At 62.5% G+C, this 23,051-nt stretch carries 21 protein-coding genes and 1 other annotated feature; of the genes, 18 read left to right on the plus strand and 3 right to left on the minus strand.

The window, feature by feature from the left end:
* Positions 1-87: 87 nt before the first annotated feature.
* Entirely contained in the window at positions 88-1,560 is a 1,473-nt protein-coding gene (gene ilvC / locus KP003_RS06375; protein ID WP_216498686.1) for a ketol-acid reductoisomerase, read from the minus strand.
* Between the two features lie 239 nt (positions 1,561-1,799).
* Between ilvC and ilvY the strand changes: the two genes are divergently transcribed.
* From ilvY to KP003_RS06465, 18 genes are all read left to right on the plus strand, one after another.
* On the plus strand, positions 1,800-2,723 hold the full coding sequence (gene ilvY / locus KP003_RS06380) for an HTH-type transcriptional activator IlvY (protein WP_216498687.1): 924 nt from the start codon (positions 1,800-1,802) through the stop codon (positions 2,721-2,723).
* A gap of 248 nt (positions 2,724-2,971) precedes the next feature.
* Positions 2,972-3,739: a 30S ribosomal protein S2 gene (rpsB, locus tag KP003_RS06385; protein WP_216498688.1), complete on the plus strand. Its 768-nt coding sequence runs from the start codon at positions 2,972-2,974 to the stop codon at positions 3,737-3,739.
* A 91-nt stretch (positions 3,740-3,830) separates the two neighbouring features.
* Positions 3,831-4,481 carry a translation elongation factor Ts gene (tsf, locus tag KP003_RS06390; protein ID WP_216498689.1) on the plus strand — a complete coding sequence of 217 codons (651 nt, stop codon included), beginning with the start codon at positions 3,831-3,833 and terminating at the stop codon, positions 4,479-4,481.
* 175 nt (positions 4,482-4,656) lie between these two features.
* Positions 4,657-5,379, plus strand: coding sequence for a UMP kinase (gene pyrH, locus KP003_RS06395; protein ID WP_216498690.1), 723 nt, complete (start codon positions 4,657-4,659; stop codon positions 5,377-5,379).
* Between the two features lies 1 nt (position 5,380).
* The gene (gene frr, locus KP003_RS06400) at positions 5,381-5,938 is read left to right on the plus strand and encodes a ribosome recycling factor (protein ID WP_216498691.1); all 558 of its coding nucleotides are present in this window, start codon (positions 5,381-5,383) and stop codon (positions 5,936-5,938) included.
* 114 nt (positions 5,939-6,052) lie between these two features.
* Positions 6,053-6,799, plus strand: coding sequence for an undecaprenyl pyrophosphate synthase (uppS, locus tag KP003_RS06405; protein WP_216498692.1), 747 nt, complete (start codon positions 6,053-6,055; stop codon positions 6,797-6,799).
* 73 nt (positions 6,800-6,872) lie between these two features.
* The gene (locus tag KP003_RS06410) at positions 6,873-7,622 is read left to right on the plus strand and encodes a phosphatidate cytidylyltransferase (RefSeq protein WP_239027623.1); all 750 of its coding nucleotides are present in this window, start codon (positions 6,873-6,875) and stop codon (positions 7,620-7,622) included.
* A gap of 112 nt (positions 7,623-7,734) precedes the next feature.
* On the plus strand, positions 7,735-8,892 hold the full coding sequence (locus KP003_RS06415; protein WP_216498693.1) for a 1-deoxy-D-xylulose-5-phosphate reductoisomerase: 1,158 nt from the start codon (positions 7,735-7,737) through the stop codon (positions 8,890-8,892).
* Between the two features lie 82 nt (positions 8,893-8,974).
* Positions 8,975-10,042 (plus strand): RIP metalloprotease RseP, encoded by a 1,068-nt coding sequence (gene rseP / locus KP003_RS06420; protein ID WP_216498694.1) that lies wholly within the window; start codon positions 8,975-8,977, stop codon positions 10,040-10,042.
* 4 nt (positions 10,043-10,046) lie between these two features.
* Entirely contained in the window at positions 10,047-10,739 is a 693-nt protein-coding gene (gene tsaB / locus KP003_RS06425; RefSeq protein WP_216498695.1) for a tRNA (adenosine(37)-N6)-threonylcarbamoyltransferase complex dimerization subunit type 1 TsaB, read from the plus strand.
* A gap of 156 nt (positions 10,740-10,895) precedes the next feature.
* Positions 10,896-12,557, plus strand: a complete 1,662-nt coding sequence (gene ilvD, locus KP003_RS06430; RefSeq protein WP_216498696.1) for a dihydroxy-acid dehydratase — start codon at positions 10,896-10,898, stop codon at positions 12,555-12,557.
* A 155-nt stretch (positions 12,558-12,712) separates the two neighbouring features.
* Complete coding sequence (gene ilvB / locus KP003_RS06435) at positions 12,713-14,413, plus strand: biosynthetic-type acetolactate synthase large subunit (protein ID WP_216498697.1); 1,701 nt, start codon at positions 12,713-12,715, stop codon at positions 14,411-14,413.
* A 26-nt stretch (positions 14,414-14,439) separates the two neighbouring features.
* Entirely contained in the window at positions 14,440-14,931 is a 492-nt protein-coding gene (gene ilvN / locus KP003_RS06440; RefSeq protein WP_199389755.1) for an acetolactate synthase small subunit, read from the plus strand.
* A 151-nt stretch (positions 14,932-15,082) separates the two neighbouring features.
* Positions 15,083-15,742: a phosphatidylserine decarboxylase family protein gene (locus tag KP003_RS06445; RefSeq protein WP_217300487.1), complete on the plus strand. Its 660-nt coding sequence runs from the start codon at positions 15,083-15,085 to the stop codon at positions 15,740-15,742.
* Between the two features lie 32 nt (positions 15,743-15,774).
* Positions 15,775-16,524: a CDP-diacylglycerol--serine O-phosphatidyltransferase gene (gene pssA, locus KP003_RS06450; RefSeq protein WP_216498769.1), complete on the plus strand. Its 750-nt coding sequence runs from the start codon at positions 15,775-15,777 to the stop codon at positions 16,522-16,524.
* Between the two features lie 184 nt (positions 16,525-16,708).
* Positions 16,709-16,959, plus strand: a binding site (T-box leader).
* Positions 16,960-17,077: 118 nt separating this feature from the next.
* Entirely contained in the window at positions 17,078-18,625 is a 1,548-nt protein-coding gene (locus KP003_RS06455) for a 2-isopropylmalate synthase (protein ID WP_216498699.1), read from the plus strand.
* Positions 18,626-18,880: 255 nt separating this feature from the next.
* Positions 18,881-19,387 (plus strand): hypothetical protein, encoded by a 507-nt coding sequence (locus KP003_RS06460; RefSeq protein WP_216498700.1) that lies wholly within the window; start codon positions 18,881-18,883, stop codon positions 19,385-19,387.
* Complete coding sequence (locus KP003_RS06465) at positions 19,387-21,222, plus strand: MXAN_6640 family putative metalloprotease (protein WP_239027624.1); 1,836 nt, start codon at positions 19,387-19,389, stop codon at positions 21,220-21,222. Before KP003_RS06460 ends, KP003_RS06465 begins: the two co-directional genes overlap by 1 nt.
* 231 nt (positions 21,223-21,453) lie before the next feature.
* Here the strand turns inward: KP003_RS06465 and KP003_RS06470 are convergent, their stop codons facing one another.
* Both KP003_RS06470 and KP003_RS06475 read right to left on the minus strand, forming a co-directional pair.
* Positions 21,454-21,657, minus strand: coding sequence for a cold-shock protein (locus tag KP003_RS06470; RefSeq protein ID WP_129126359.1), 204 nt, complete (start codon positions 21,655-21,657; stop codon positions 21,454-21,456).
* 220 nt (positions 21,658-21,877) lie between these two features.
* Positions 21,878-22,906 carry an LOG family protein gene (locus KP003_RS06475; RefSeq protein ID WP_216498701.1) on the minus strand — a complete coding sequence of 343 codons (1,029 nt, stop codon included), beginning with the start codon at positions 22,904-22,906 and terminating at the stop codon, positions 21,878-21,880.
* Positions 22,907-23,051 lie beyond the last annotated feature (145 nt).

Here is a 23,051-nt window from a genome sequence, read left to right on the forward strand (position 1 = left end):
CCTCCCGCAAAGGGAAGGGGATCGACGAAACAAAAAAGGCGCTCAAACGAGCGCCTTTTTTGTCCTGACTATCCCTGCCTTGAAGACTTACACGATCTTCTGCATACCCTTCATTGCGGCGCGCAGTTCGGCGCCCACTTCCTCGACCAGGTGGTTGCGGATCTCGGCGTTGACCGCGACCAGCAGCTGGTTGTCGACGCTGTTGTCCTTCACGTCGAGCCCCTTGCCGATCACGTCGGTGCCGACCTCGGCCATGAAATCCTTAAGCAGCGGCACGCAGGCGTGGGAGAAGAGGTAGCAGCCGTACTCGGCGGTGTCGGAGATGACGCGGTTCATCTCGTACAGCTTCTTCCTGGCGATGGTGTTGGCGATGAGCGGGGTCTCGTGCAGGGACTCGTAGTAGGCGCTCTCCGGCTCGATGCCGGTGTTGACCATGGTCTCGAAGGCGAGCTCGACACCGGCCTTCACCATGGCCACCATGAGGATGGCCTTGTCGAAGTACTCCTGCTCGGAGATCTCGCCGGCCGCCTCGGTCTTCTCGAAGGCGGTCTGGCCGGTCTGCTCGCGCCAGGTAAGGAGCTTTACGTCGTCGTTGGCCCAGTCCTCCATCATGGTGCGGGAGAACTCGCCGCTCATGATGTCGTCCATGTGCTTTTCGAACAGCGGGCGCATGATGTCCTTTAGCTCGGCCGCAAGCTTGAACGCGACCAGTTTGGCCGGGTTGGAGAGGCGATCCATCATGTTGGTGATGCCGCCGTGCTTGAGGGCCTCGGTGATGGTCTCCCAGCCGTACTGGATCAGCTTGACCGCGTAGGGGGCGGCGATGCCGTTTGCGGTCATCTTGTCAAAGCAAAGGAGCGCGCCCGCCTGCAGCATGCCGCAGAGGATGGTCTGTTCGCCCATGAGGTCGCTTTTCACCTCGGCGACGAAGGAGGACTCGAGCACGCCGGCGCGGTCGCCACCCTGCGCGGAGGCGATCGCCTTGGCGATCTCGAGGCCGTCGCCGTTGGGATCGTTCTCGCGGTGCACCGCGATGAGGGTCGGAACGCCGAAGCCGCGCTTGTACTCGGCGCGCACCTCGGAGCCCGGGCACTTCGGGGCGATCATGACCACGGTCAGGTCCTTGCGGATCTGGGTCCCTTCCTCGACGATGTTGAAGCCGTGGGCGTAGCTGAACACGGCGCCCTGCTTCATGAACGGGATGACGGTCGCGACGACGTTGCTGTGCTGCTTGTCCGGGGCGAGGTTCATGACGATGTCGGCGGTGGGAAGGAGTTCTTCGTAGGAGCCGACCTTGAAGCCGTTGTCCACGGCGTTTAGGTAGGACTGGCGCTTCTGCTCGATGGCCTCTTTCCTGAGGGTGTAGGAGACGTCAAGCCCGCTGTCGCGCATGTTGAGCCCCTGGTTGAGCCCCTGTGCGCCGCAGCCGACGATGACGATCTTCTTGCCTTTCACGTACTCGCAGCCGTTGGCGAACTCGGAAGCGTCCATGAAGCGGCAGGTGCCCAGTTCCTGCAGCTGGCGCCGCAGCGGCAGGGTGTTGAAGTAGTTCTGTCCCATCTTTCCCTCCTGAATATATAGTGTGGTGTGGTTACTCGCGGTCGGTGGTGTGAAAGTGTGGCGAATGTATACCAAATTTCACGTTGCGTAAATTGATTTGTTGTGCATATTGTGTTGCGTGTCGCGCAATAAGTGGCGCGGGCGGTGAAGGCGAGGTCGCGGGTATGACCTCATCCCGACCCACTCCCGGAGGGGGAGGGGGCGGCACGCGTGCATTTATATAGAGGCAGAGGGTTCACATGGATCTTAGAGAGCTGGAGATATTCCTTGCGGTTGCGGAGCTCAGGCACTTCGGCCGGGCCAGCCAGGCCTGCAACCTGAGTCCCTCGGCGCTCACCCGCACCATCCAGCGCATGGAGGAGGAGCTGGAGCAGCCCCTGTTTCTGCGCGACAACCGCACGGTCACGCTATCGCCTGCGGGCGAACGCCTGAAGTCCTACGCGCGGCTTTGCCTCAGCGAATGGCAAAGCCTGCGCTCGTCGGTGAAAAACGAGCAGGCCGTGGCCGGTTCCCTCTCCATCTACGCATCGATCACCGCGGTGTACGGCCTTCTTCCCGAGCTGTTGGAATCGTACCGGGAGAAGTACCCCGAGGTGCAGCTGGAGCTGCGCACGGGTGCCGCGGAGCAGGCGGTGTCCCAGGTGCAAAGCGGCGAGATAGATCTGGCTGTCGCGGCCTTTCCGGACGGGGCGCGCGCGAACATCCAGTTTCTCCCCATCGTCACCATCCCGCTGATCTTCATCGCGCCGCGGCGGTCCGGTGCCGCCGAGGTGCCGGTCGAGGGGGACCGTCTCGATCTCTCCCGGGCGCCGCTTGTGCTGCCGCAGACCGGGCTTTCGCGCCGGCGCCTGGACCAGTGGCTCAAGGAGCACCGCATCACTCCCAACATCACCTCCGAGGTTTCCGGCAACGAGGCGATCATCGCCATGGTTCGCCTGGGGTGCGGGGTCGGCATCGTGCCGCAACTGGTCCTCGAGCGGAGTCCGTTTCGGGACGAGGTGGTTGTCCTGGACAACGCGCCGGTCTTGAAGCCCTACGAGGTAGGGCTCTGCACCAGCAAGAGGAACCTGCAGCGACCGAGCGTGAAGGCGTTCTGGGAACTGGCAGAGGAGCACAACCTGACGGGGATGAAAGGGATAAAAGGGATGAAAGGCAAAAGGTGAGGCCTTTCCTGTGAGGGTACTGTTTTTGGGTTATCCATTTGACCCGTTTTTATCCCTGTCAAAGGTGTCGGCCTGGCGTCTTTGCTGCTTTTCGTGAGGCGGTTTTCGCCTTGCCTTCGTTTCTACCCTGTGCTATATAAGTTTGCTGTTTAAAATTCGCACGCCATTGCAGCCGTGCCGGTGGTGCCCGCCCAGCGGGTTCCGGTATTAATGGGTGGCGGAGGGAAAACCAAAAGGAGAAAGAAAAAATGTCGAACATCACCATGAAAGAACTGCTGGAAGCCGGCGTCCACTTCGGGCACCAGACCAAGAGATGGAACCCGAAAATGAAGCCGTACATCTTCGGCGCACGTAACGGGATCTACATCATCGACCTGCAGAAGACCGTAAGGCTCTTCAAGAACGCCTACAGCTTCGTCACCGACGCGGCCCAGGCAGGCGAGACCATCCTCTTCGTCGGCACCAAGAAGCAGGCACAGGATTCCGTGGCCGAAGAGGCGCTGCGTTGCGGGCAGTTCTTCGTCAACGACCGTTGGCTGGGCGGCATGCTCACCAACTTCTCCACCGTGAAGCAGAGCATCGACCGTCTCAAGCGTCTCGACGCCATGATCGCTGACGGCACCATCGAGGCTTACACCAAGAAAGAGCAGCTCAAGCTCGCCAAGGAGCGCGAGAAGCTCGAGAAGACCCTGGGCGGCATCAAGGGCATGGGCAAGGTTCCGGGCGTGCTGTTCGTGGTTGACCCGAAAAACGAAGAGATCGCCGTCAGCGAAGCCAAGAAACTCGGCATCCCGGTCGTCGCCATCGTCGACACCAACTGCGATCCGGACGACATCAACTACGTCATCCCGGGCAACGACGACGCCATCCGCGCCATCCGCCTTTTGACCAGCAAGATGGCTGATGCAGTCCTCGAGGGTGCCCAGGCTCGCAACGCCCGTCTCCAGACCGGCGCCGAGGAAGAGTTCTCCACCGAGGGCGAGGAAGTGGCTGAAGAGGTTACCGCCGAGGCCTAAGCCTCCCCGTCCGCGGCGACCGCAACACCTTTCAATAACACAATGACTAAGAAACCCGCGCCGCGAGGCGCGGGTGACTGTGGAGGATAACGTGAGCATTACAGCTGCACAGGTAAACGAACTCAGGAAAGTAACCGGCGCCGGCCTCATGGACTGCAAGAAGGCCCTGACCGAAACCAACGGCGATCACGAGAAGGCGATCGACTACCTGCGTACCAAGGGTCTGGCCGCCGCCTCCAAGAAGGCCGGCCGCGCCGCCACCGAGGGTCTGGTCGGTTCCTACATCCACGCCGGCGGCAAGATCGGCGTCCTGGTCGAGGTCAACTGCGAGACCGACTTCGTGGCCAAGAACGAGAACTTCCAGGCCTTCGTGAAGGACATCGCGATGCACATCGCCGCCGCCTCCCCGCTCTACGTACGCCGCGAGGAAGTGCCGGCAGAGCTCATCGAGCGCGAGAAGGCGATCTACCGCGAGAAGGCCAAGGAGAGCGGCAAGCCGGCGGCCATCATCGAGAAGATCCTCGAAGGGCAGATCAACAAGTTCTTCGGCGACATCTGCCTCCTCGAGCAGGCCTACGTGAAGGACCCGGACAAGACCATCCAGACGGTCCTCAACGAGACCATCGCTTCCATCGGCGAGAACATGAGCATCCGCCGCTTCGCCAAGTTCGTACTCGGCGAGGGGCTCGCCAAGAAGGAGAGCGATTTCGCGGCAGAGGTCGCCGCGGCGGCCGGCGTGTAAGACGTTCCAACGGGAGCCGGCCATGAAAATGGGCGGCTCTTTTTTTATCTGCAGCAAGGCAAACGGCCCTGCGCGGGAGGTTCTCGCCCGGGCGGGCGCACCGGGGAGGCAAGCCCCCCCGGAACCTGTTCTGCGTGAAGGCTATTTGCCGTCAAGAAAAGGCAAGGTGACTACGATGGCAGAACCCTATTACAAAAGAGTACTTCTCAAGCTTTCCGGCGAGGCCCTCGGCGGCGAACAGGGGTACGGCATCGACCCGAACACCATCACCGCGATCGCCCGCGAGGTGAAGCAGGTGGTGGATCTCGGCGTCGAGCTGTGCCTGGTCATCGGCGGCGGCAACATCTTCCGCGGCGTCGCAGCCTCCTCCAAGGGGATGGACCGCGCCAGCGCCGACTACATGGGGATGCTCGCCACCATGATCAACTCCCTCGCCATGCAGGACGCCCTGGAGAAGGTCGGCGTCGACACCCGCGTCCAATCCGCCATCGGCATGGCCGAGGTCGCCGAACCCTACATCCGCCGGCGCGCCATCAGGCACCTGGAGAAGGGGAGGGTGGTCATCTTCGGCGCCGGTACCGGCAACCCCTACTTCACCACCGATACCGCGGCGAGCCTCAGGGCCATGGAGATCGGCGCCGACGTGATCCTCAAGGGGACCAAGGTGGACGGCGTCTACTCCGCAGACCCCAACAAGGACAAGAGCGCCACCAAGTACGGCACCCTCAGCTACCTGGAGGTCCTCAGGAAGGGGCTCCAGGTGATGGACGCCACCGCGATCTCGCTCTGCATGGACAACAGCCTTCCGATTATCGTGTTCGATGTGACGACCGACGGCAATGTCGTGCGGGTGGTCAACGGCGAACCGATCGGCACCATCGTCAAAGAAGGAGAATAGCATGATAAAGGATGTCATCGCCGATATGCACGTCCACATGGACAAGTCCATAGATTCGCTCAGGAAGGACTACCAGAAGGTCCGTACCGGCCGCGCCAGCACAGCACTTCTGGACGAGATCAAGGTCGATTCCTACGGGACGCCGTCGCCGCTGAACCAGGTGGCCTCCCTTGCCGTTCCCGAGGCGCGCACCATCACCATCTCTCCCTGGGACAACAAGATGATCGGCCCCATCGAGAAGGCGATCATGAACTCAAACCTGGGGCTCACCCCGGCCAACGACGGCAAGGTGATCCGCCTCGTCCTCCCGCCGCTCACCGAGGAGCGCCGCAAGGACATCGTCAAGCAGCTGAAGCGTGACGCCGAGGAGGCCAAGGTGGCCCTCAGGAACATCCGCCGCGACGCCATCGACAAGCTGAAGAAGCTCGAGAAGGACAAGCAGATCTCCGAGGACGAGCTAAAGCGCGCCGAGAAGGACGTCCAGGACTCCACCAACAAGTACGTCGCCAAGTGCGACGAGGTGCTGGCCCACAAGGAAAAAGAGGTAATGGAGGTCTAAGGACCGACAGATCAGGGGGGAGCTTCGCTCCCCCTTGATCGTCGCCGTCCGGCTGCCGCCGCTCCCTCAAGTGAACCCCCCGATTCAAGGGGATTTTTTGTTTTCAGGATGCTCATGGACAACAGCTTAGACCCGAAGAAACTCCCGAAGCACCTCGCCGTCATCATGGACGGCAACGGCCGCTGGGCCAAGCAGCGCATGCTGCGCAGGATCGTTGGGCATCAAAAAGGTGTGGAGACCGTTCGGGTCATCGTCGAGGAGTGTTCGCGCCTGGGGATCGGCTACCTGACCCTGTTCGCCTTCTCCGCGGAGAACTGGCTGCGCCCCAAGACCGAGGTCAAGGCGCTCATGGCGCTGTTGAAGCAGTACATCCGGAGCGAAACCGCGCGGATGATGCAGAACGACATCCGCTTTAACGTGATCGGCAACCGCGCCGACCTCCCCGAGGACGTGAGCCGGGAGATCCAGCACACCATCGACAAGACGGCCGGCAACGGCGGCATGCTGCTCACCCTGGCGCTCTCCTACGGCAGCCGCCAGGAGATCGTGTCGGCCGCGAAGAGGCTCGCCGGCGAGGTCGCCGCGGGAAGGCTCGATCTCGAGCAGATCGACGAGAGCGCCTTCACCCGGTCCCTTTTCACCGCGGGGATACCGGACCCTGACCTCCTGATCAGGACCAGCGGGGAGATGCGCATCAGCAACTTCCTGCTCTGGCAGCTTGCCTACGCCGAACTTTACTTCACCGATGTCAATTGGCCCGATTTCGACAAGCACGAGCTGGCGCGGGCCTTCCGCGACTTCCAGTCCAGAGAGCGCAGGTTCGGCATGACCAGCGAGCAGCTGGCAGAGACGCCGTCCTAGACCATTTCCGGGGTGCGCCCCGAAGGAGTCCGCCATCAAACGACTAGCCACCGCAGCGGTCCTGCTGCCCCTCGTGATTGTTTTCATCCTGAAGGCGTCGGTGTTCCAGTTCTCGCTGCTGGTGTTCCTGCTGGCCCTTCTGGGGCTGGACGAGTTCTACCGCATGGCGCTGCCGCAGCGCCGGGGGGAGGGGAGGGTCGCCACGGTCGCAGGGGCCTGCGCCGTGTTCGCCGTCTTCTCCACGAACCCGGTACTGCCGCTTTTCACGCTCACCGCCCTGGTGCTGGCCTTCACCCTGGTCGCCCTTTTCAGGCTCCAGGACGTCAAGCAGGCCGCACCCGACGTCGCCCTTGTGCTGATGGGCTTTCTCTACGTGCCGCTTCTGCTGGCGCACCTGGTGCTGGTCCGTTCGCTCCCCAACGGCGTCTCCTGGCTCTTCCTTATCATGGTGATCGTCATGGCGGGTGACAGCGCCGCCTACTACGTCGGCTCCTCCCTGGGGAAGCACCGCCTCTACCCCGCGGTGAGCCCCAAGAAGAGCGTGGAGGGGGCGATCGGGGGGCTTTCCGGGAGCGTCATCGGCGCCCTCATCGCCAAGTTCACCTTCTTCCCCGAGCTTGCCCTGGGCGACTGTTTCGCCGCCGCGCTCCTTCTGGGCACGCTGGGACAGTTGGGCGACCTGTTCGAGTCGCTGATCAAGCGGAGCTGCGGCGTGAAGGATTCCGGCTCCATCATCCCCGGCCACGGAGGCGTCCTGGACCGGCTGGATTCGATTTTGTTCGCGGCGCCGGCAGCTTACTATTACGCCAGTTTCCTGTTTTAGGCACGGCCGCTGCGTCCGTACTTTTTTCCGGTGCAACCCGCCGGCAAACTCGGCAAAAAAATCCGTTAGTTAGCCTGCCGCGCCACTTGACTTGAGGCATCTGCGAGGGAAAATGAAAAATCTTACCATTTTGGGCTCGACAGGATCGATCGGGGCAAGCACTCTCGAGGTCGTTGCCGCCCACCGGGACAAGTTCCGCGTGGTGGCGCTCACCGCGGGATCCAACCTGGAGCTTTTGAAAGAGCAGATCGAAACCTTCCAGCCCGACCTCGTCTCTGTGCTCTGCGCCGACAAGGCCAAGGCTCTCAGCCGTTCGCTGCGTGGTAAAAAACCCGAGATCATGCACGGCGTGGAAGGGCTCATCGCGGCCGCGACCGCCGCAGAGACCACCATGGTGGTGGCTGCCATCGTGGGGGCCGCGGGACTCGTTCCCACCGCGGCGGCCATCATGGCCGGCAAGGACGTGGCGCTGGCCAACAAGGAGACCCTGGTCACGGCGGGGCACCTGATCATGAGGATGGTGCGGGAGAAGGACGTCCGCCTCTACCCGGTCGACAGCGAGCACTGTGCGGTGTTCCAGTCCATGGCCGGCCACCGCAGCCAGGACATCCACCGCGTGATCCTTACCGCGTCGGGTGGGCCCTTTCTCAACTGGGGCAAGGAGAAGCTCGCCTGCGCCACGGTGGCGGATGCGCTGAACCACCCGAACTGGAGCATGGGGAAGAAGATCACCGTGGACTCCGCCAGCATGATGAACAAGGGGCTGGAGGTGATCGAGGCGCGCTGGCTCTTCGACATCCCGGTGGAGCGGATCGCGGTGAACATCCATCCCCAGAGCATCGTCCACTCCATGGTCGAGTACATCGACGGCAGCGTCATGGCGCAGCTCGGGGTGCCCGACATGAAGGGACCGATCGCCTACGCCCTCACCTATCCCGGGCGCGTCGCCTCAGGGGTGAAGCCGCTCGATCTCACCGAGCTTTCGGGGCTCACCTTCCTGAAGCCGGACACCGACCGTTTCCCGGCGCTGAAGCTCGCCTACGACGCGGTTCAGGCGGGAGAAAGCATGCCGGCCGTCATGAACGCGGCCAACGAGATCGCCGTGGAGAACTTCCTGTCCGGCAGGATCGGCTTCATGGCCATCTCCGAGACCATCGCCAGGGTGATGGAGCTGCACACCCCCCGGTCCCTGTACTCCATCGAAGAGGTGCTGGAAGCCGATCGCTGGGGAAGAAGGACCGCCAGGGAGCTCCTCGGCTGCACCAACTAACCTTTTACCGCCTCGTCCGCCGCCTTAACGCCGCAGTGGCGAGGCGCCGGCGTGCCCCCGGGCACACTTTAGAGGGGACCACATGAGCATAATTTTCGCCATCATAGCCCTCGGGGCGCTGATTTTCATACATGAGCTCGGGCACTTCCTGTTCGCCAAGGCCTTCAAGGTCGGGGTCGAGAAGTTCTCCCTGGGGTTCGGTCCCAAGGTGTACAGCAAGCAGGTGGGCGAGACCGAGTACCTGCTCTCCGCGCTGCCGCTTGGGGGGTACGTCAAGATGGTTGGGGAGGGGGAGGAGGTCGAGCTCACCGAGGAGGACCGCAAGCGCTCCTTCGCCGACAAGCCGGTGCTGCAGCGCATCCTCATCGTCGCCGCCGGCCCGGTCTTCAACCTCCTTTTCGCCTACGTCATCTTCGTCGTCATCTACATGTTCCTGGGCGTCCCCGCCGTCACCACCAAGGTGGGCGAGGTGCTCCCGGACAAGCCGGCCGCCCGCGCCGGGATCCTGACCGGCGATGCCATAAGGAGCGTGAACGGCAGGGCGGTGACCCGCTGGGACGAGTTCGCCAGGATCATCGTGGAGGGGAACGCCGCCCCGGTGCAGGTTGAGGTGCAGCGCGGCAAGTCGCTCCTGAAGTTCACCATGGTCCCCGAACGGCGCACCAGCAAGAACCTCCTGGGCGAATCGGTGACCCATCCCGTCATCGGCGTGGTCGCCGCCGGCGAGACCGTCGTCGACCATTTCCCTCCCGGCGAGGCGATCGTCAAGGGAAGCACCCAGTGCTGGAACGTGATCGAACTGACCGTGCTCTCCCTGGTGCGCCTCGTGGAGCGCGCGATCCCCTTGGACAACATCGGCGGCCCGATCATGATCGTCAAGATGGCCGGGGAGCAGGCGGCGGCCGGGGGGGTGAGCTTCCTCGCCTTCGTGGCGCTCTTGTCGGTGAACCTGGGCGTGCTGAACCTCTTGCCGGTGCCGATCCTGGACGGGGGGCACCTGGCCTTCTTCTTCATCGAGCTTGTGACCGGAAGGCCGCTCAGCAAGAGGACCCGCGAGATCGCGCAGCAGGTGGGGCTCGTGCTCCTGATCAGCCTGATGATGCTGGCCTTCTACAACGACATCGCGCGCATGATCGCGAGCAAGGCGTAACTCCTTGAAGATACTCACCGTCGATACCTCCAGCAACTGCTCCTCGGTCTCGCTCAGCGACGACGCGACGCTCCTCGGCGAGTGCCTCCTTGGGGAGGACCGCAGCAACTCGGGGCGCCTCATGGACTCCATCTCGGGTCTCCTGCGGGCCGCCCGGCTCGCCCCCGAGGGGCTCGACTGCCTCGCCGTTTCCCTGGGCCCCGGCTCCTTCACCGGCGTGCGCGTCGGCATCGCCACGGTAAAGGGGCTCGCCCTCGCCACCGGCAAGCCGGTGGTCGGCTTTTCCTCCCTCGCCATGCTCGCCATGAACCTTCCCTACAGCTCCGCGCAGGTCGCCCCCCTGTTCGACGCCAGGAAGGGGGAGGTCTACGGCGCGCTGTACCGCTGCGGCGCCCTTCCCGACGCGGTGGTCGCTGACGCCGTGCTTTCCCCCGCTGACTTCCTGGCCCTGGTCAGGGAACCCACCATCTTCGTCGGCGACGGCGCGCTCCGCTACTGCGACCTGATCCGGGACACCCTGGGAGAGCTCGCCATCTTCCCTCCCTGGCACACCAACCTGCCGCGCGCCAGCGCCGGCGCGGTCATCGCGCGCGAAACCGCCCGCGAGGGGAAGTTCACCCCGCTTGCCCAGTTGAACCCCACCTACCTGCGCGCCTCCGAGGCGGAGATCGCCAAGAGAAAGCGCGACTCTCTTTAACGCCGTTTTAGCCGGTTGACAGCTTGGTTTTAATGTATTATCGTGTCCATTCCTACCGTTCCCGGTAACTGCTTTCAACTATTGAGCTTTTGGTAAGACCAACAGCCGGTTTGGCGAACCTGAACAGGGTTCCCCGCCGGCGTCAGGGAGAAATGCATGCGTAGCGACATGATCACCCAAGGGCTGGAGCGCACCCCGCACCGCGCCCTTTTGAAAGGAACCGGCCTGCCGCAAAGCGAGATGGGGAAACCCTTCATCGGCATCGCCACCAGCTTCACCGATCTCATCCCGGGGCACGTGGGGATGCGTGATCTCGAGCGCTTCATCGAGAAGGGGGTCCACACCGGCGGCGGCTACTCCTTCTTCTTCGGCATCCCCGGCGTCTGCGACGGCATCTCCATGGGGCACAAGGGGATGCACTACTCGCTCCCCACCCGCGAGCTGATCGCCGACATGGTCGAGTCCGTGGCCGAGGCGCACCGCCTGGACGGCCTGGTGCTCCTCACCAACTGCGACAAGATCACCCCGGGCATGCTGATGGCGGCGGCCCGCCTGGACATCCCCTGCATCGTGGTCACCGCCGGTCCCATGATGAGCGGCCGCGGCGACGCGGGGAGGAAATACTCCTTCGTAACCGACACCTTCGAGGCGATGGCCCGCTACAAGGCAGGCGTCATCGACGACCAGGAGCTCGCCCGCTGCGAGGAGAACGCCTGCCCCGGCATGGGCTCCTGCCAGGGGCTCTTCACCGCCAACACCATGGCCATCCTCACCGAGACCATGGGGATGAGCCTGCCGCGCTGCGGCACGGCACTCGCGGTCTCCGCGCTCAAGCGCCGCATCGCCTTCGCCTCCGGCGAGCGCATCGTGGACCTCGTGCGCCAAAACATCACCCCGCGCTCCATCATGACCCGCGAGGCGTTCGAGAACGCGATCCGCGTTGACCTGGCGCTTGGGGGCTCCTCGAACACCGTGCTGCACCTCCTCGCCATCGCGCACGAGGCGGGTGTGGAACTGCCGCTTGAGACCTTCGACATCCTCTCCAAAACGACCCCGCAGATCGCCTCCATGAACCCGGCGGGGGAGCACTTCATGGAGGACCTCGACGCCGCAGGCGGCGTGGCCGGCGTCATGAAGCAGCTGGGCGACAGGATCCACGACTGCCCGACCCTTATGGGGCTCTCCACCAAGGAGATCGCGGCGAGCCTGAAAGGGGTGGACGACTCCGTGATCCGCTCCGTGGACGCGCCGGTCAAGAAAGAGGGTGGCATCGCCGTCCTCTTCGGCAACATCGCCCCGGAAGGCGCCGTGGTCAAGCAGTCCGGCGTGGGCGAGAAGATGATGCAGTTCACCGGCACCGCCCGCTGCTTCGACTCGGAAGACATCGCCATGGCCGCCATCATGAACGGCCAGATCAAGAGCGGCGACGTGGTGGTGATCCGCTACGAAGGTCCCAAGGGTGGGCCCGGCATGAGGGAGATGCTTGCCCCGACCGCGGCCATCATGGGGCTCGGCCTCGGCGATTCCGTGGCGCTCATCACCGACGGCCGCTTCTCCGGCGGCACCCGCGGTCCCTGCATCGGTCACATCTCCCCGGAGGCGGCCGTGGGCGGTCCCATCGCCCTGGTCGAAGACGGCGACAAGATCGAACTCGACATCCCGTCCCGTTCCCTGAAGCTCCTGGTGAGCGACGAGGAGCTGGCCAGCCGGCGTGCCCGCTGGGTCGCGCCCGAGCCGAAGATCAAGAAGGGGTGGCTCGCCCGCTATGCGAAGGTGGTCACTTCCGCCCACACCGGCGCCATCACCACCGCTGAATAAAACCCCGACCCCCTTTACCAAGGGGCAGAGGGAGGCCCTCCTTTCACCGGGGAGGGTCGGCCTCAGGGGAAGTCTTCATTACTAGTGATCCGGCGCTTACCGAGCGCGGGATCGATCAATAGCGGCAGGTTTCTGCCGCGGCATGGGGGTAATACATGAAGCTGAACGGAGCACGCATCCTTTTGGAGTGTCTCAAACGGGAGGGGGTCGACACGATCTTCGGCTATCCCGGTGGGACCGTTATCAACCTCTACGACGAGCTCTTCTCGTTCAAGGAGATCAGGCACATCCTGCCCAGGCACGAGCAGGCCGGGGTCCACGCCGCCGACGGCTACGCCCGCGCCACCGGCAAGGTCGGCGTCGCCATCGCCACCTCGGGGCCCGGCGCCACCAACACCATCACCGGCATCGCCACCGCCTACATGGACTCCATCCCGATGGTGATCATCACCGGGCAGGTGCCCACCGCGCTGATCGGCAACGATGCCTTCCAGGAAGCCGACATCATCGGCATCACCCGTCCCTGCACCAAGCACAACTTCCTGGTGAAGGACGTCAAAGACCTCGCCACCATCATGAAGAAGGCGTTCTACATCGCCCGCACCGGCCGCCCCGGCCCGGTCGTGGTCGACCTCCCCAAGGACGTCCAGATCGCCCAGACCGAGTTCCACTACCCCGACAGCGTCGAGATCCGCGGCTACAAGCCGACCGTTGAAGGTCACCCAAAGCAGATCGAGAAGGCGGTCGCCATGATCATGCAGGCGAAGAAGCCGGTGATCTACGTGGGTGGCGGCGTCATCCTCGGCAACGCCTCCGCCGAGATGGTCGCGGTCGCCAAGCGCCTCGGGATACCGGTCACCACCACCCTGATGGGCCTTGGCTCCTACCCGGAGAACGACCCGAACTCCCTGGGGCTCTTGGGGATGCACGGCACCTACTACGCCAACATGGCCGTCTCTCACTGCGACGTGCTGATCGCCATCGGCGCCCGGTTCGACGACCGCGTCACCGGCAAGATCGCCTCGTTTGCGCCCCACGCCAAGATCGTCCACGTCGACGTCGACCCGACCTCGATCAAGAAGAACGTCCGCGTCGACCTCCCCATCGTGGGGGACGTGCGCGACGTCCTCGCCAAGATGCTGAAGGTGGCCGACGAGATCGGGCCGGACGCCAAGGCCTGCCAGGCCGCGCTCGCCCCCTGGATCGCCGAGATCGACGAGTGGAAGACCAAGCACCCGATGACCTACAAGCAGTCCAGCACCGTGATCAAGCCGCAGTACGTGATCCAGAGGCTGCGCGCCCTTTCCGACCCGGACGCCATCGTGGCCACCGACGTCGGCCAGCACCAGATGTGGACCGCGCAGTTCTTCGGCTTCACCGCCCCGAGGACGCTCCTTTCCTCCGGCGGCCTCGGCACCATGGGCTTCGGCCTCCCCGCCGCCATGGGAGCGCAGGCTGGCTTCCCCGAGCGCCAGGTCATTGTGGTCTGCGGCGACGGCGGTTTCCAGATGAACATGCAGGAACTCGCCACCATCGTGCAGAACCGTCTCAACGTAAAGATCGTCATCCTCAACAACAACTTCCTGGGCATGGTACGCCAGTGGCAGGAGCTTTTCTTCGACAAGCGCTACTCCTCGACCTGCATGGAACTCCCCATCGACTTCATAAAGCTCGCCGAGGCCTTCGGGGCCACCGGCCTGCAGGCCACCAAGGTGGAGCAGGTGGACGAGGTCATCAAGAAAGGGTTCGCAACCAACGGGCCCGTCCTGATGGAGTTCAAGGTCGCACGCGAGGAGAAGGTGCTGCCGATGGTCCCGGCCGGCGCTTCGCTGACCGAGATGGTGCTTGCCAGCTAATTTGCCAATTGCCCTAGGAGGTTAACATGAGACATACCATTGCTGTTCTGGTCGAGAACGAGTTCGGCGTTCTCTCCCGCGTGGTCGGACTTTTTTCCGGGCGCGGCTTCAACATAGATTCGCTCACCGTGGCCCCCACCAACGACGAGGCCCTCTCCCGCATCACCCTGGTGACCCGCGGCGACGAGCAGATCATCGAGCAGATCACCAAGCAGCTCAACAAGCTGATCGACGTGATCAAGGTGATCGACTTCGAACCTGAGCACGCCATCGAGCGCGAGATGGTGCTGGTGAAGGTCTCCGCGGAGGAGCAAAGCCGCGCCGAGGTGCTGAGGATCGCGGACATCTTCCGCGCCAAGGTCATCGACGTGACCCCGAAATCCTACACCCTGGAGGCTACCGGGGCTCCCGCCAAGGTGAGCGCCATGGTGGAACTTTTGCGCCCCCTGGGACTCAAGGAACTGGTCAGCACCGGCCCCGTGGTGATCGGGCGGGGGGCCAAGGCCTGGAAGGGGTAGTAGCTTCTTTTATTGCATGAAAGGCCGTTTTCGGGCTATACTCCCGCTTTGGTGCGCAGGGGCCCGGAAACGGCCTTTTTCTGTCCCGGTTCCGCCCGGAGCCTCCCCGGCTCCCGCTGTTCCCGCACGACTACTCAACAAGAGGTACTAGATGCGCAACACACATACCCCGGTCGCAGTCGAGGGGTACCCCTTCATTGCCGGTTTCGCCGCAGTCGCGGCACTGCTGGCGCTGCTCGGTCAGTTCCTGCATTTCGGCTTTTTCATCCTTGCGGCGCTCTTCGTGCTGCTCGCCCTGTTCTCCGTCTTCTTCTTCAGAAACCCCGAGCGCAGCACCCCCGCCGGTGAAAACGTGGTGGTGGCTCCCGCCGACGGCGAGGTGATCTTCCTCGGCAAGGTGACCGAGCCCCATACCGGCGCCGAGATGGAGAAGATCAGCATCTTCATGTCCGTCTTCAACGTGCACGTGAACCGCGCCCCGATCACGGCGAAGGTGGCCGACGCCTTCTACACCAAGGGCAAGTTCTACGACGTGCGCGACGAGCGCGCCAGCTTCGAGAACGAGCAGCAGGGATTGGTGCTGGAGACCGAAAACGGTCTCAGGATGGTGGTGGTCCAGGTGGCGGGCCTGATCGCGCGGCGCATCGTCTGCTACGCCAAGGTCGGAGACCTGTTGAACCGCGGGCGCCGCTACGGCCTGATCCGCTTCGGCTCGCGGCTCGACGTGTACCTGCCGCTTGGCACCCGCATCGACGTGGTCATGGGACAGAAAACCGTTGCCGGTGAAACCGTACTGGGGATACTGCCGTGAGCGAGGAGAAACCGAAAGTAGAAAGGGAAGGGATGCGCAAGGGGATCTACGTCCTCCCCAACCTGTTCACCGCCGGGAGCCTGTTCGCCGGCTTTTACTGCATGGTCTCCACCGTGAACGGCGATTACCGGACCGCGGCCCTGTGGATCCTTGCCTCCTCCATCTTCGACGGTCTGGACGGCAAGGTGGCGCGCCTGACCGGGACCGCCAGCAAGTTCGGCGTCGAGTTCGACTCGCTGGCCGACGTGGTTTCCTTCGGTGCCGCGCCGGGGCTTCTCATGTACTGCTGGGCCTTGAAGCCCTTCGGGCGACTGGGGTGGCTGGCCGGATTCCTGTTCCTCGCCTGCGCGGCGCTCAGGCTCGCGCGTTTCAACGTCCAGGTGGAGACGGTGGAGAGCAAGCGTTTCGTCGGCCTTCCGACGCCGGCTGCGGCCAGCATGGTATCCGCCACGGTCCTCTTCTTCTACCACATGGGGTGGCCCGCCTCCTACAACAAGCTCGCCATACTGGTGCTGATCTACTTCCTTGCACTGCTCATGGTCTCCAACGTGAGGTACTACTCGTTCAAGGACCCGAGCCTCATCAAGCGGCAGCCCTTCGCCATCCTGGTGCTCGCGATACTGCTGCTGATCGTGATCGCGGCGGAGCCGGTGATCATGCTCTTCACCATCTTCATCTGCTACATCCTCTCCGGTCCCATCGGCTTCGTGATCACCTACCCGCGCCGGCGCCGCCTGGAGCGCGCCATAAACCGCGGCCACGAGGTGAAGAAGAACCACTAGTCAGGTTCTGCGTTCTACGTTCTACGCAAAACCGGACTTCGTGCCGGGACATCAAATTGCGGTTTCGTCGGCTCAAAAGATGACGGCGTTGTCATAGCGACAACGCCGTTTTAGTAGCGGCTGCACGAAAATAAAACAAAAAGCGCTTGACAGCCGTCGGCGCCTTTTCTATTATCTCCCGAAACTAAAGGCAGTGATGAGGAGTAGTAGCCTTTCCCTTCCCCTACAGAGAGCCGGTGGTTGGTGCAAACCGGTGAGGAAGCAGGTGAACTCGCCTTGGAGCCGTCACGGTGAACAACGGTCGTTCTATTTCTGAAACGGGAACCGCCGGTAGTAGCCGTGGTCGTTGGCCCGCGTAAAGGGCGCAAGAGGTCCGTCGTTGACGGATGAATGAGGGTGGTACCGCGGAAGCTTTCAAAAGCCTTCGCCCCTTACTGGGGCGGAGGCTTTTTTTATTTCGGCCTGCTGGTTTTTACCACCCCGTCTGTTTTAATTAGCAGGCGGGGGAGGGTAGGCTAACGAGGCAGTACAACCACACAAGGGGGAAGCGCAAGTGAACAACACGGAACCGAAGACCATCAAGATCTTTGACACCACGCTCAGAGACGGGGAGCAGTCCCCGGGCGCCAGCATGAACATCGAGGAGAAACTCCGCCTCGCCAAGCAGCTCCAGAAACTGAACGTCGACGTCATCGAGGCGGGTTTCCCGATCGCCTCGGAAGGGGATTTTGAGGCGGTGAAAAAGGTGGCCCAGACCATCAAGGGGCCGGAGATCGCCGGCCTTTGCCGCGCCGGTTTCAAGGACATCGATCGCGCCTGGGAGGCCCTTAAGTACGCCGAGGAGAAGGGACGCATCCACACCTTCATCGCCACCTCCGACATCCACATGAAGTACAAGCTGCAGATGACCCCGGCCCAGGTGCTGGAGGCGGCGGTGAAAGGGGTGAAAAGGGCACGCTCCTACACGGGGAACGTGGAGTTCTCCTGCGAAGACGCGGTCCGCACCGATCTCAAGTTTCTGGCCGAGGTGGTGGGCGCCGTCATCGACGCGGGCGCCACCGTGGTCAACATCCCCGACACCGTCGGTTACACCATCCCCTTCGAGTACTTCAACATCATCAAGTACCTGAAGGACAACGTGAAGAACATCGACGACGCCGTCATCTCGGTGCACTGCCACAACGACCTCGGGCTCTCGGTGGCCAACTCCATCGCCGCCGTCCAGGCGGGCGCGGGGCAGGTCGAGTGTACCATCAACGGCATCGGCGAGCGTGCCGGCAACTGCTCCCTTGAGGAGTTCGTCATGGCCATCCGGACCCGCGGCGACATCCTCCCCTTCAAGACCAACGTGGTCACCGAACAGCTCACCCCGGCCAGCCGGCTCCTGACCCAGGTGACCGGGATCGCGGTACAGCAGAACAAGGCCATCGTCGGCGCCAACGCCTTCGCCCACGAGGCGGGGATCCACCAGCACGGCATGCTGATGGACAAGTCGACCTACGAGATCATGACCCCGGAGTCGGTCGGCCTCAAGGCGAGCGCCCTGGTGCTCGGCAAGCACTCCGGCCGCCACGCCTTCAAGAAGAGACTCGAGGAGCTGGGACACGAGCTGGACGAGGACGCGTTGAACAAGGCCTTCACCCGCTTCAAGGCCCTCGCCGACCTGAAAAAGGAGGTCTACGACGAGGACCTGGATACCATCGTCGCCGACCAGACCAAGAAGATCGACGAGAAGTACAAGCTCTCCCACATCACCGTGACCTGCGGCTCCTTCGCCGTCGCCACCGCGACCGTGCAGATGGAGATCGACGGCATGCAGGTGCGGACCGCCGAACTGGGCGACGGCCCGGTCGACGCGACGCTGAAGGCGATCAAGAAACTCGCCAAGCGCGACGCGCAGCTCTTGCAGTACAACGTGGGCTCCATCACCGGCGGCACCGATGCGCTTGGTGAGGTCACCGTGCGCATCACCGAAGGGGAGCGCACCCCCGTCGTCGGCCGCGGTTCCTCCACCGACATCATCGAGGCGTCGGCCAAGGCCTACATCGACGCCCTCAACCGTCTCTACTTCGCGACCGACCGCGACGTAGAGTCTCTCTAAGCCAACCTCCCCATAGGGAACAGGAAGCCCCGCTCTTGCAGTTTGAAGCTGTGAGTGCGGGGCTTTTGTTTCTCCGCTTCGCCCTGTCGGCGATGACGGCTTGATCGACTGTGCTGAAATTGCCTGAGAGGAGATTGCCCGGCTCGCCGGTTCTTTACATTTTTTTACTGTGATTGTTTTTCTACATGTGTAATGTTACAGTTCATTTCTCTAAAACTTTTGCGGCACCGTCCGATCCATAACAAGGTGAAAAACATGTCCAGTGGCCTTCGCTTTTGCCTCGTCGCTCTGACTTTAGCCCTGACCTGTCTGGCTGCGCACGGCTTTGCCAAGAGGCCGGCAGAGCTTTGGTCCTTCTTCTATTTCAACGGTACTGCCTTCGTCCCTGGCAGGCCTGCGCCGCTGTCACCCTTTGTGGCCGTAAGGGATGGGTTCCTTCCGGTGGTCGAAACCAGGGAAGAGCGGATCAAGGAAATGAAACTGCCCGAAGGGACGGGTGCGCTGGTCGGCATCTGCTACGTGCAGTCCTACGGGGGAAAGCTGAAACCGGCAGGAGGGTACCATCCCGTCCCCATGCTGGAGGTCCCGGTTTGGGCTGGCGAGAAGCCGGCGAGCCCGGCGCAAACCGACAGTGAGGGTTACTTCGTAACGCCCCTTCCCGCCGGCAGCTACCGGGTCGGGAACCAGAAAGTCGAGGTCAATGTGGAAAACGGCAAAATCAGTTTTATCCCACTGCGCGTGGGGAAAAGGATGGTGGACTAGTGGCAAAACTCAGATCTGTGCGTGCGCTCTGCTTATCACTTCTCTTCCCGGCAATCGCCTCCGCCGCGTCGCTTGACGACTACTACCTCTCCAAGTTCGGCCAGCAGGCACAGCTGGCCAAGGCGCTGGAGAGCGTGGTCGGACTCCAGGGCCAACACGCGGAACGCTGCCGCACCGATTTATACCGCAGCCTTAAACGGGATTTCACTTCCCTGCAGCCGGCCACCCAGAAGACGCTGGCCAAATATGTGGGGAGGCCGACCCTCTCGGGGCAGACCTCTCCGACCTCGTCGCCGAGCTACAGTTCAGCTCACTTTACCGTCCATTACACCACCACGGGCGCCGACGCCCCTGACCTGACCGATGCGGACGCCGATGGCGTGCCTGACCACGTGGAGCGCGTGGCCGCCGTCTTCGAGGAGGTCTACGCCGCCGAGGTCACCACCATGGGGTACCGCCCCCCCCCGGTGAGCTCGCGGTACGACGTCTACCTGCTCGACCTCATCCCCCAGGGGGCTTACGGCTTCACAAGCGACGACGGCGCTCCCACCGCTCCGAATCTCTCCGTGGGGAGCTCCATCGAGATCGACAAGGCGTTCACGGACCCGATGTTCACCGTCAACGGTCTCTACACCCCGGACCAGATGCTGCAGATCACCGCGGCGCACGAATTCAACCACGCCATCCAATTCGGCTACAACTACTACTTCGACATCTGGTACGGCGAGGCCACCTCCACCTGGATGGAAGACCAGGTCTACGATTCCGTCAACCAGTGCTACAGCTACCTGACCGATTACGTGCCCCTTGCCGCCACTATCTCGCTCAACGCCGGTCTCAACGGCGGCTCGGAGTACGGCCGCTGGATTTTCAACCGCTTCCTGACCGAGATGCACGACACTCAGACCACCTCCGTGGTCCGCTCCATCTGGGAAAAGCTCGGCACTCTCAGTCCGAGCAGCAACCCGAAGACCGCCGCCGGTGACGTGCAGATGCCGCCGGTGATAAATTCGGTGCTGGTCGGTTCGTACGGTAGTTCGCTTGCCGCCGATTTCGTCGGCTTTGCCCAACGGGTCTACGCCAGGAGCTGGTCCAGCCACCCCGCCGACCTCAACAGGATTCCGGCTGCGACCATCGCCGCCAGCTATTCGAGCTACCCGGTTCCTTCCCAGGTCGTCACCATGCCGCATTACACCTTCGCCTTTCACAGGTTCGTCCCGTCGGCCGGCGTGGCAGACCTCACCCTCACCGTTGCCAAAACCAGCGGTGCGCAGGTGGCGGTGCTGAAGAGAAGCGGCGGGACGGTAAGCGAGATTGCTGCCAACAGTGGCGGAACCTCATACACCGTCACCGGATTCGGATCTCTGAACCCGGCGACGGACGAGGTGGTGCTGGTGGTTGCCAACACCACCGACGTCGACAATCACCAGGTGAGTTTCAGCACCGACGGCACTCCTTCGACCCCCACCGAGCCCAAGGTGAGCAGCGGCGGAGGTGGCGGCGGGGGAGGGTGCTTCATCGCGACGGCGGCCTACGGCAGCTACCTGCATCCCAAGGTGGCGGAACTGCGGGCCTTCCGCGACCGGTACCTCATGACCAACGCTCCCGGACGTCTCTTCGTGTCGGCGTATTACCGGCTGAGCCCGCCGATCGCGGACGTCATCAGCCGGCACGGGTGGATGAGGAGCGGTGTGCGCTGCCTGCTGCTGCCGCTGATCTTCGCGGTCGAGCACCCGGCGGCGGCGCTGGCGCTGCTGCTGTTGGTGCTGGCGGCGTCCCTGCGTTGGGGCGTACTTTACCTGAAGGGGAGGGCGCGGGAGGCTGCTGCGGCCTGAGTTCGCCCTCAGCCCCGCCCTTTCCCGAAGGGCGAGGGGGGGACATATGGTGTGTTGTTATTGTGAAGAGGCGGGCGAATGATTATTCGCCCCTACAGGTCTTGTGTGCGCAGCAGGGGGGCATCGTGCGCCTCGTGCAAGGCCGTAGAGTTTACAGGGGTGCCGGGTGTGACAACAAAAAAAGGCCCCGCCGGAATCCCGGCGGGGCCTTTTGACGCTCGAGGCTAGATCTTAGCCCAGCTTCTTGACGTTGGCAGCCTGCAGACCCTTCGGCCCGTTGGTCACGTCAAAGGAGACCGCCTCCCCTTCAGCCAGGGACTTGAAGCCTTCCCCGGTGATTGCGGAGAAGTGCACGAACACGTCCTCGCCGTTCTCCTGCTCGATGAAGCCGAATCCTTTCGCGTCGTTGAACCATTTAACTTTGCCCTGTGCCATTTTCCTGCCTCCTTTTCTAACCTCCGGGACTCTGCCGGATCTACGTTTGATGCTGCAATTTCCGGAAGGTTCTTGGGCTGGAAATGGCACAAAGTGGCGGTAACCCTTTGGCTTTTCGGCGCGGCAAACTTCCAGAACTAGCTGCTGGAATAAAAATTAACATCGTGTAATAACCTTGTCAAGAAAATATTTACAAAACGCTTTTTTCTAAGCGTCTCTACTAAAAGGTGTTTAACCTCCTAATGAAGGCGATGAGAAGCCCGTAGTGCTGGTGGTGGAAGCGGAAGGCGATGCGCGGCAGATCAAGGAGATCCGGCTCGTCTGCCTCCTCGGGGCGGGCACTAATGAGCTCGATGCGGCTCCCTTCCATTCTCAATTCGGGGAACTCGTTTTCCAGCATCTCGATCTGCTCCGCGGAAAGAATCTTGTTGAGACGGATGATCAGCTCGCCGTTGACGAAGCGAATAGAATGATAGTTGGTGTAGAAGTCGTCGATGACCTGTACCGCTTCCTCGTAGCTCTTGGTGATGGTGAAGATGGAGAAGTCCTCGGCCGAGATGAAGCCCATAACCAGCAGCCGCTCCTTGATGAAACGGAAGAAGTGCTCCCAGTATCCCTCCTCGTCGTCCACCAGGACCAGCGGTTTGGGCGATGTCTTTCCGGTTTGAACCAGCGTGAAGACCTCCATCGCCTCGTCCAGCGTCCCGAACCCTCCCGGGAAGACGGCGATGGCGTCGGATTCCTTTACGAAGGCGACCTTGCGGTTGAAGAAGTACTTGTAGGTGATCAGCCTGGGGTTCTTCAGCATGATCGGGTTGGCGCTCTGCTCGAAGGGGAGCTTGATGTTGGCGGCGAAGGACGCCTCGCTCCCGGCGCCTTCGTTGCCCGCCTGCATGATCCCGCCACCGCCGCCGGTGATGATCATGTACCCTTTGTCGGCCAGGAGCCGGCTGAACTGGATGCACTTCTTGTACATCGGTTCCTCGGGGAGGGTGCGGGCCGAGCCGAAGATGGTCACCTTCTTCTTCTGGCGGTAGGGGGCGAACACGGTGGTCGTGTAGCGCATCTCTTTCATGGTGTTGCTCAAAAGCTTCAGGTCTGCCAGGTAGCTGGTGTCCTGTCCAGCCTTGAGCGCGGCGATGATCATCTCGCGCGTCTGCTCGGGGTGGTGCACCCCTCCGGCCTTCTCCATCAGTGCATCGATCATTTGGTCGATTTCATTGTTTGTTCTGTTGAAACGAAGTTGCATACCGGGCTCCCTGTTGAATTGAGGGGGCCATTATAGCACGGGTATATCTACAGGCAAATGTTTAATAACATTGAACAATTATTAGTTTGATTTGTTGCTGTTATTTTATTATCTTGGCACCTGTGAAAAACCATTCCAACCGTTA

The organism is Geomonas diazotrophica, assembly GCF_019063885.1.
GTDB classification, from domain to species: domain Bacteria; phylum Desulfobacterota; class Desulfuromonadia; order Geobacterales; family Geobacteraceae; genus Geomonas; species Geomonas diazotrophica.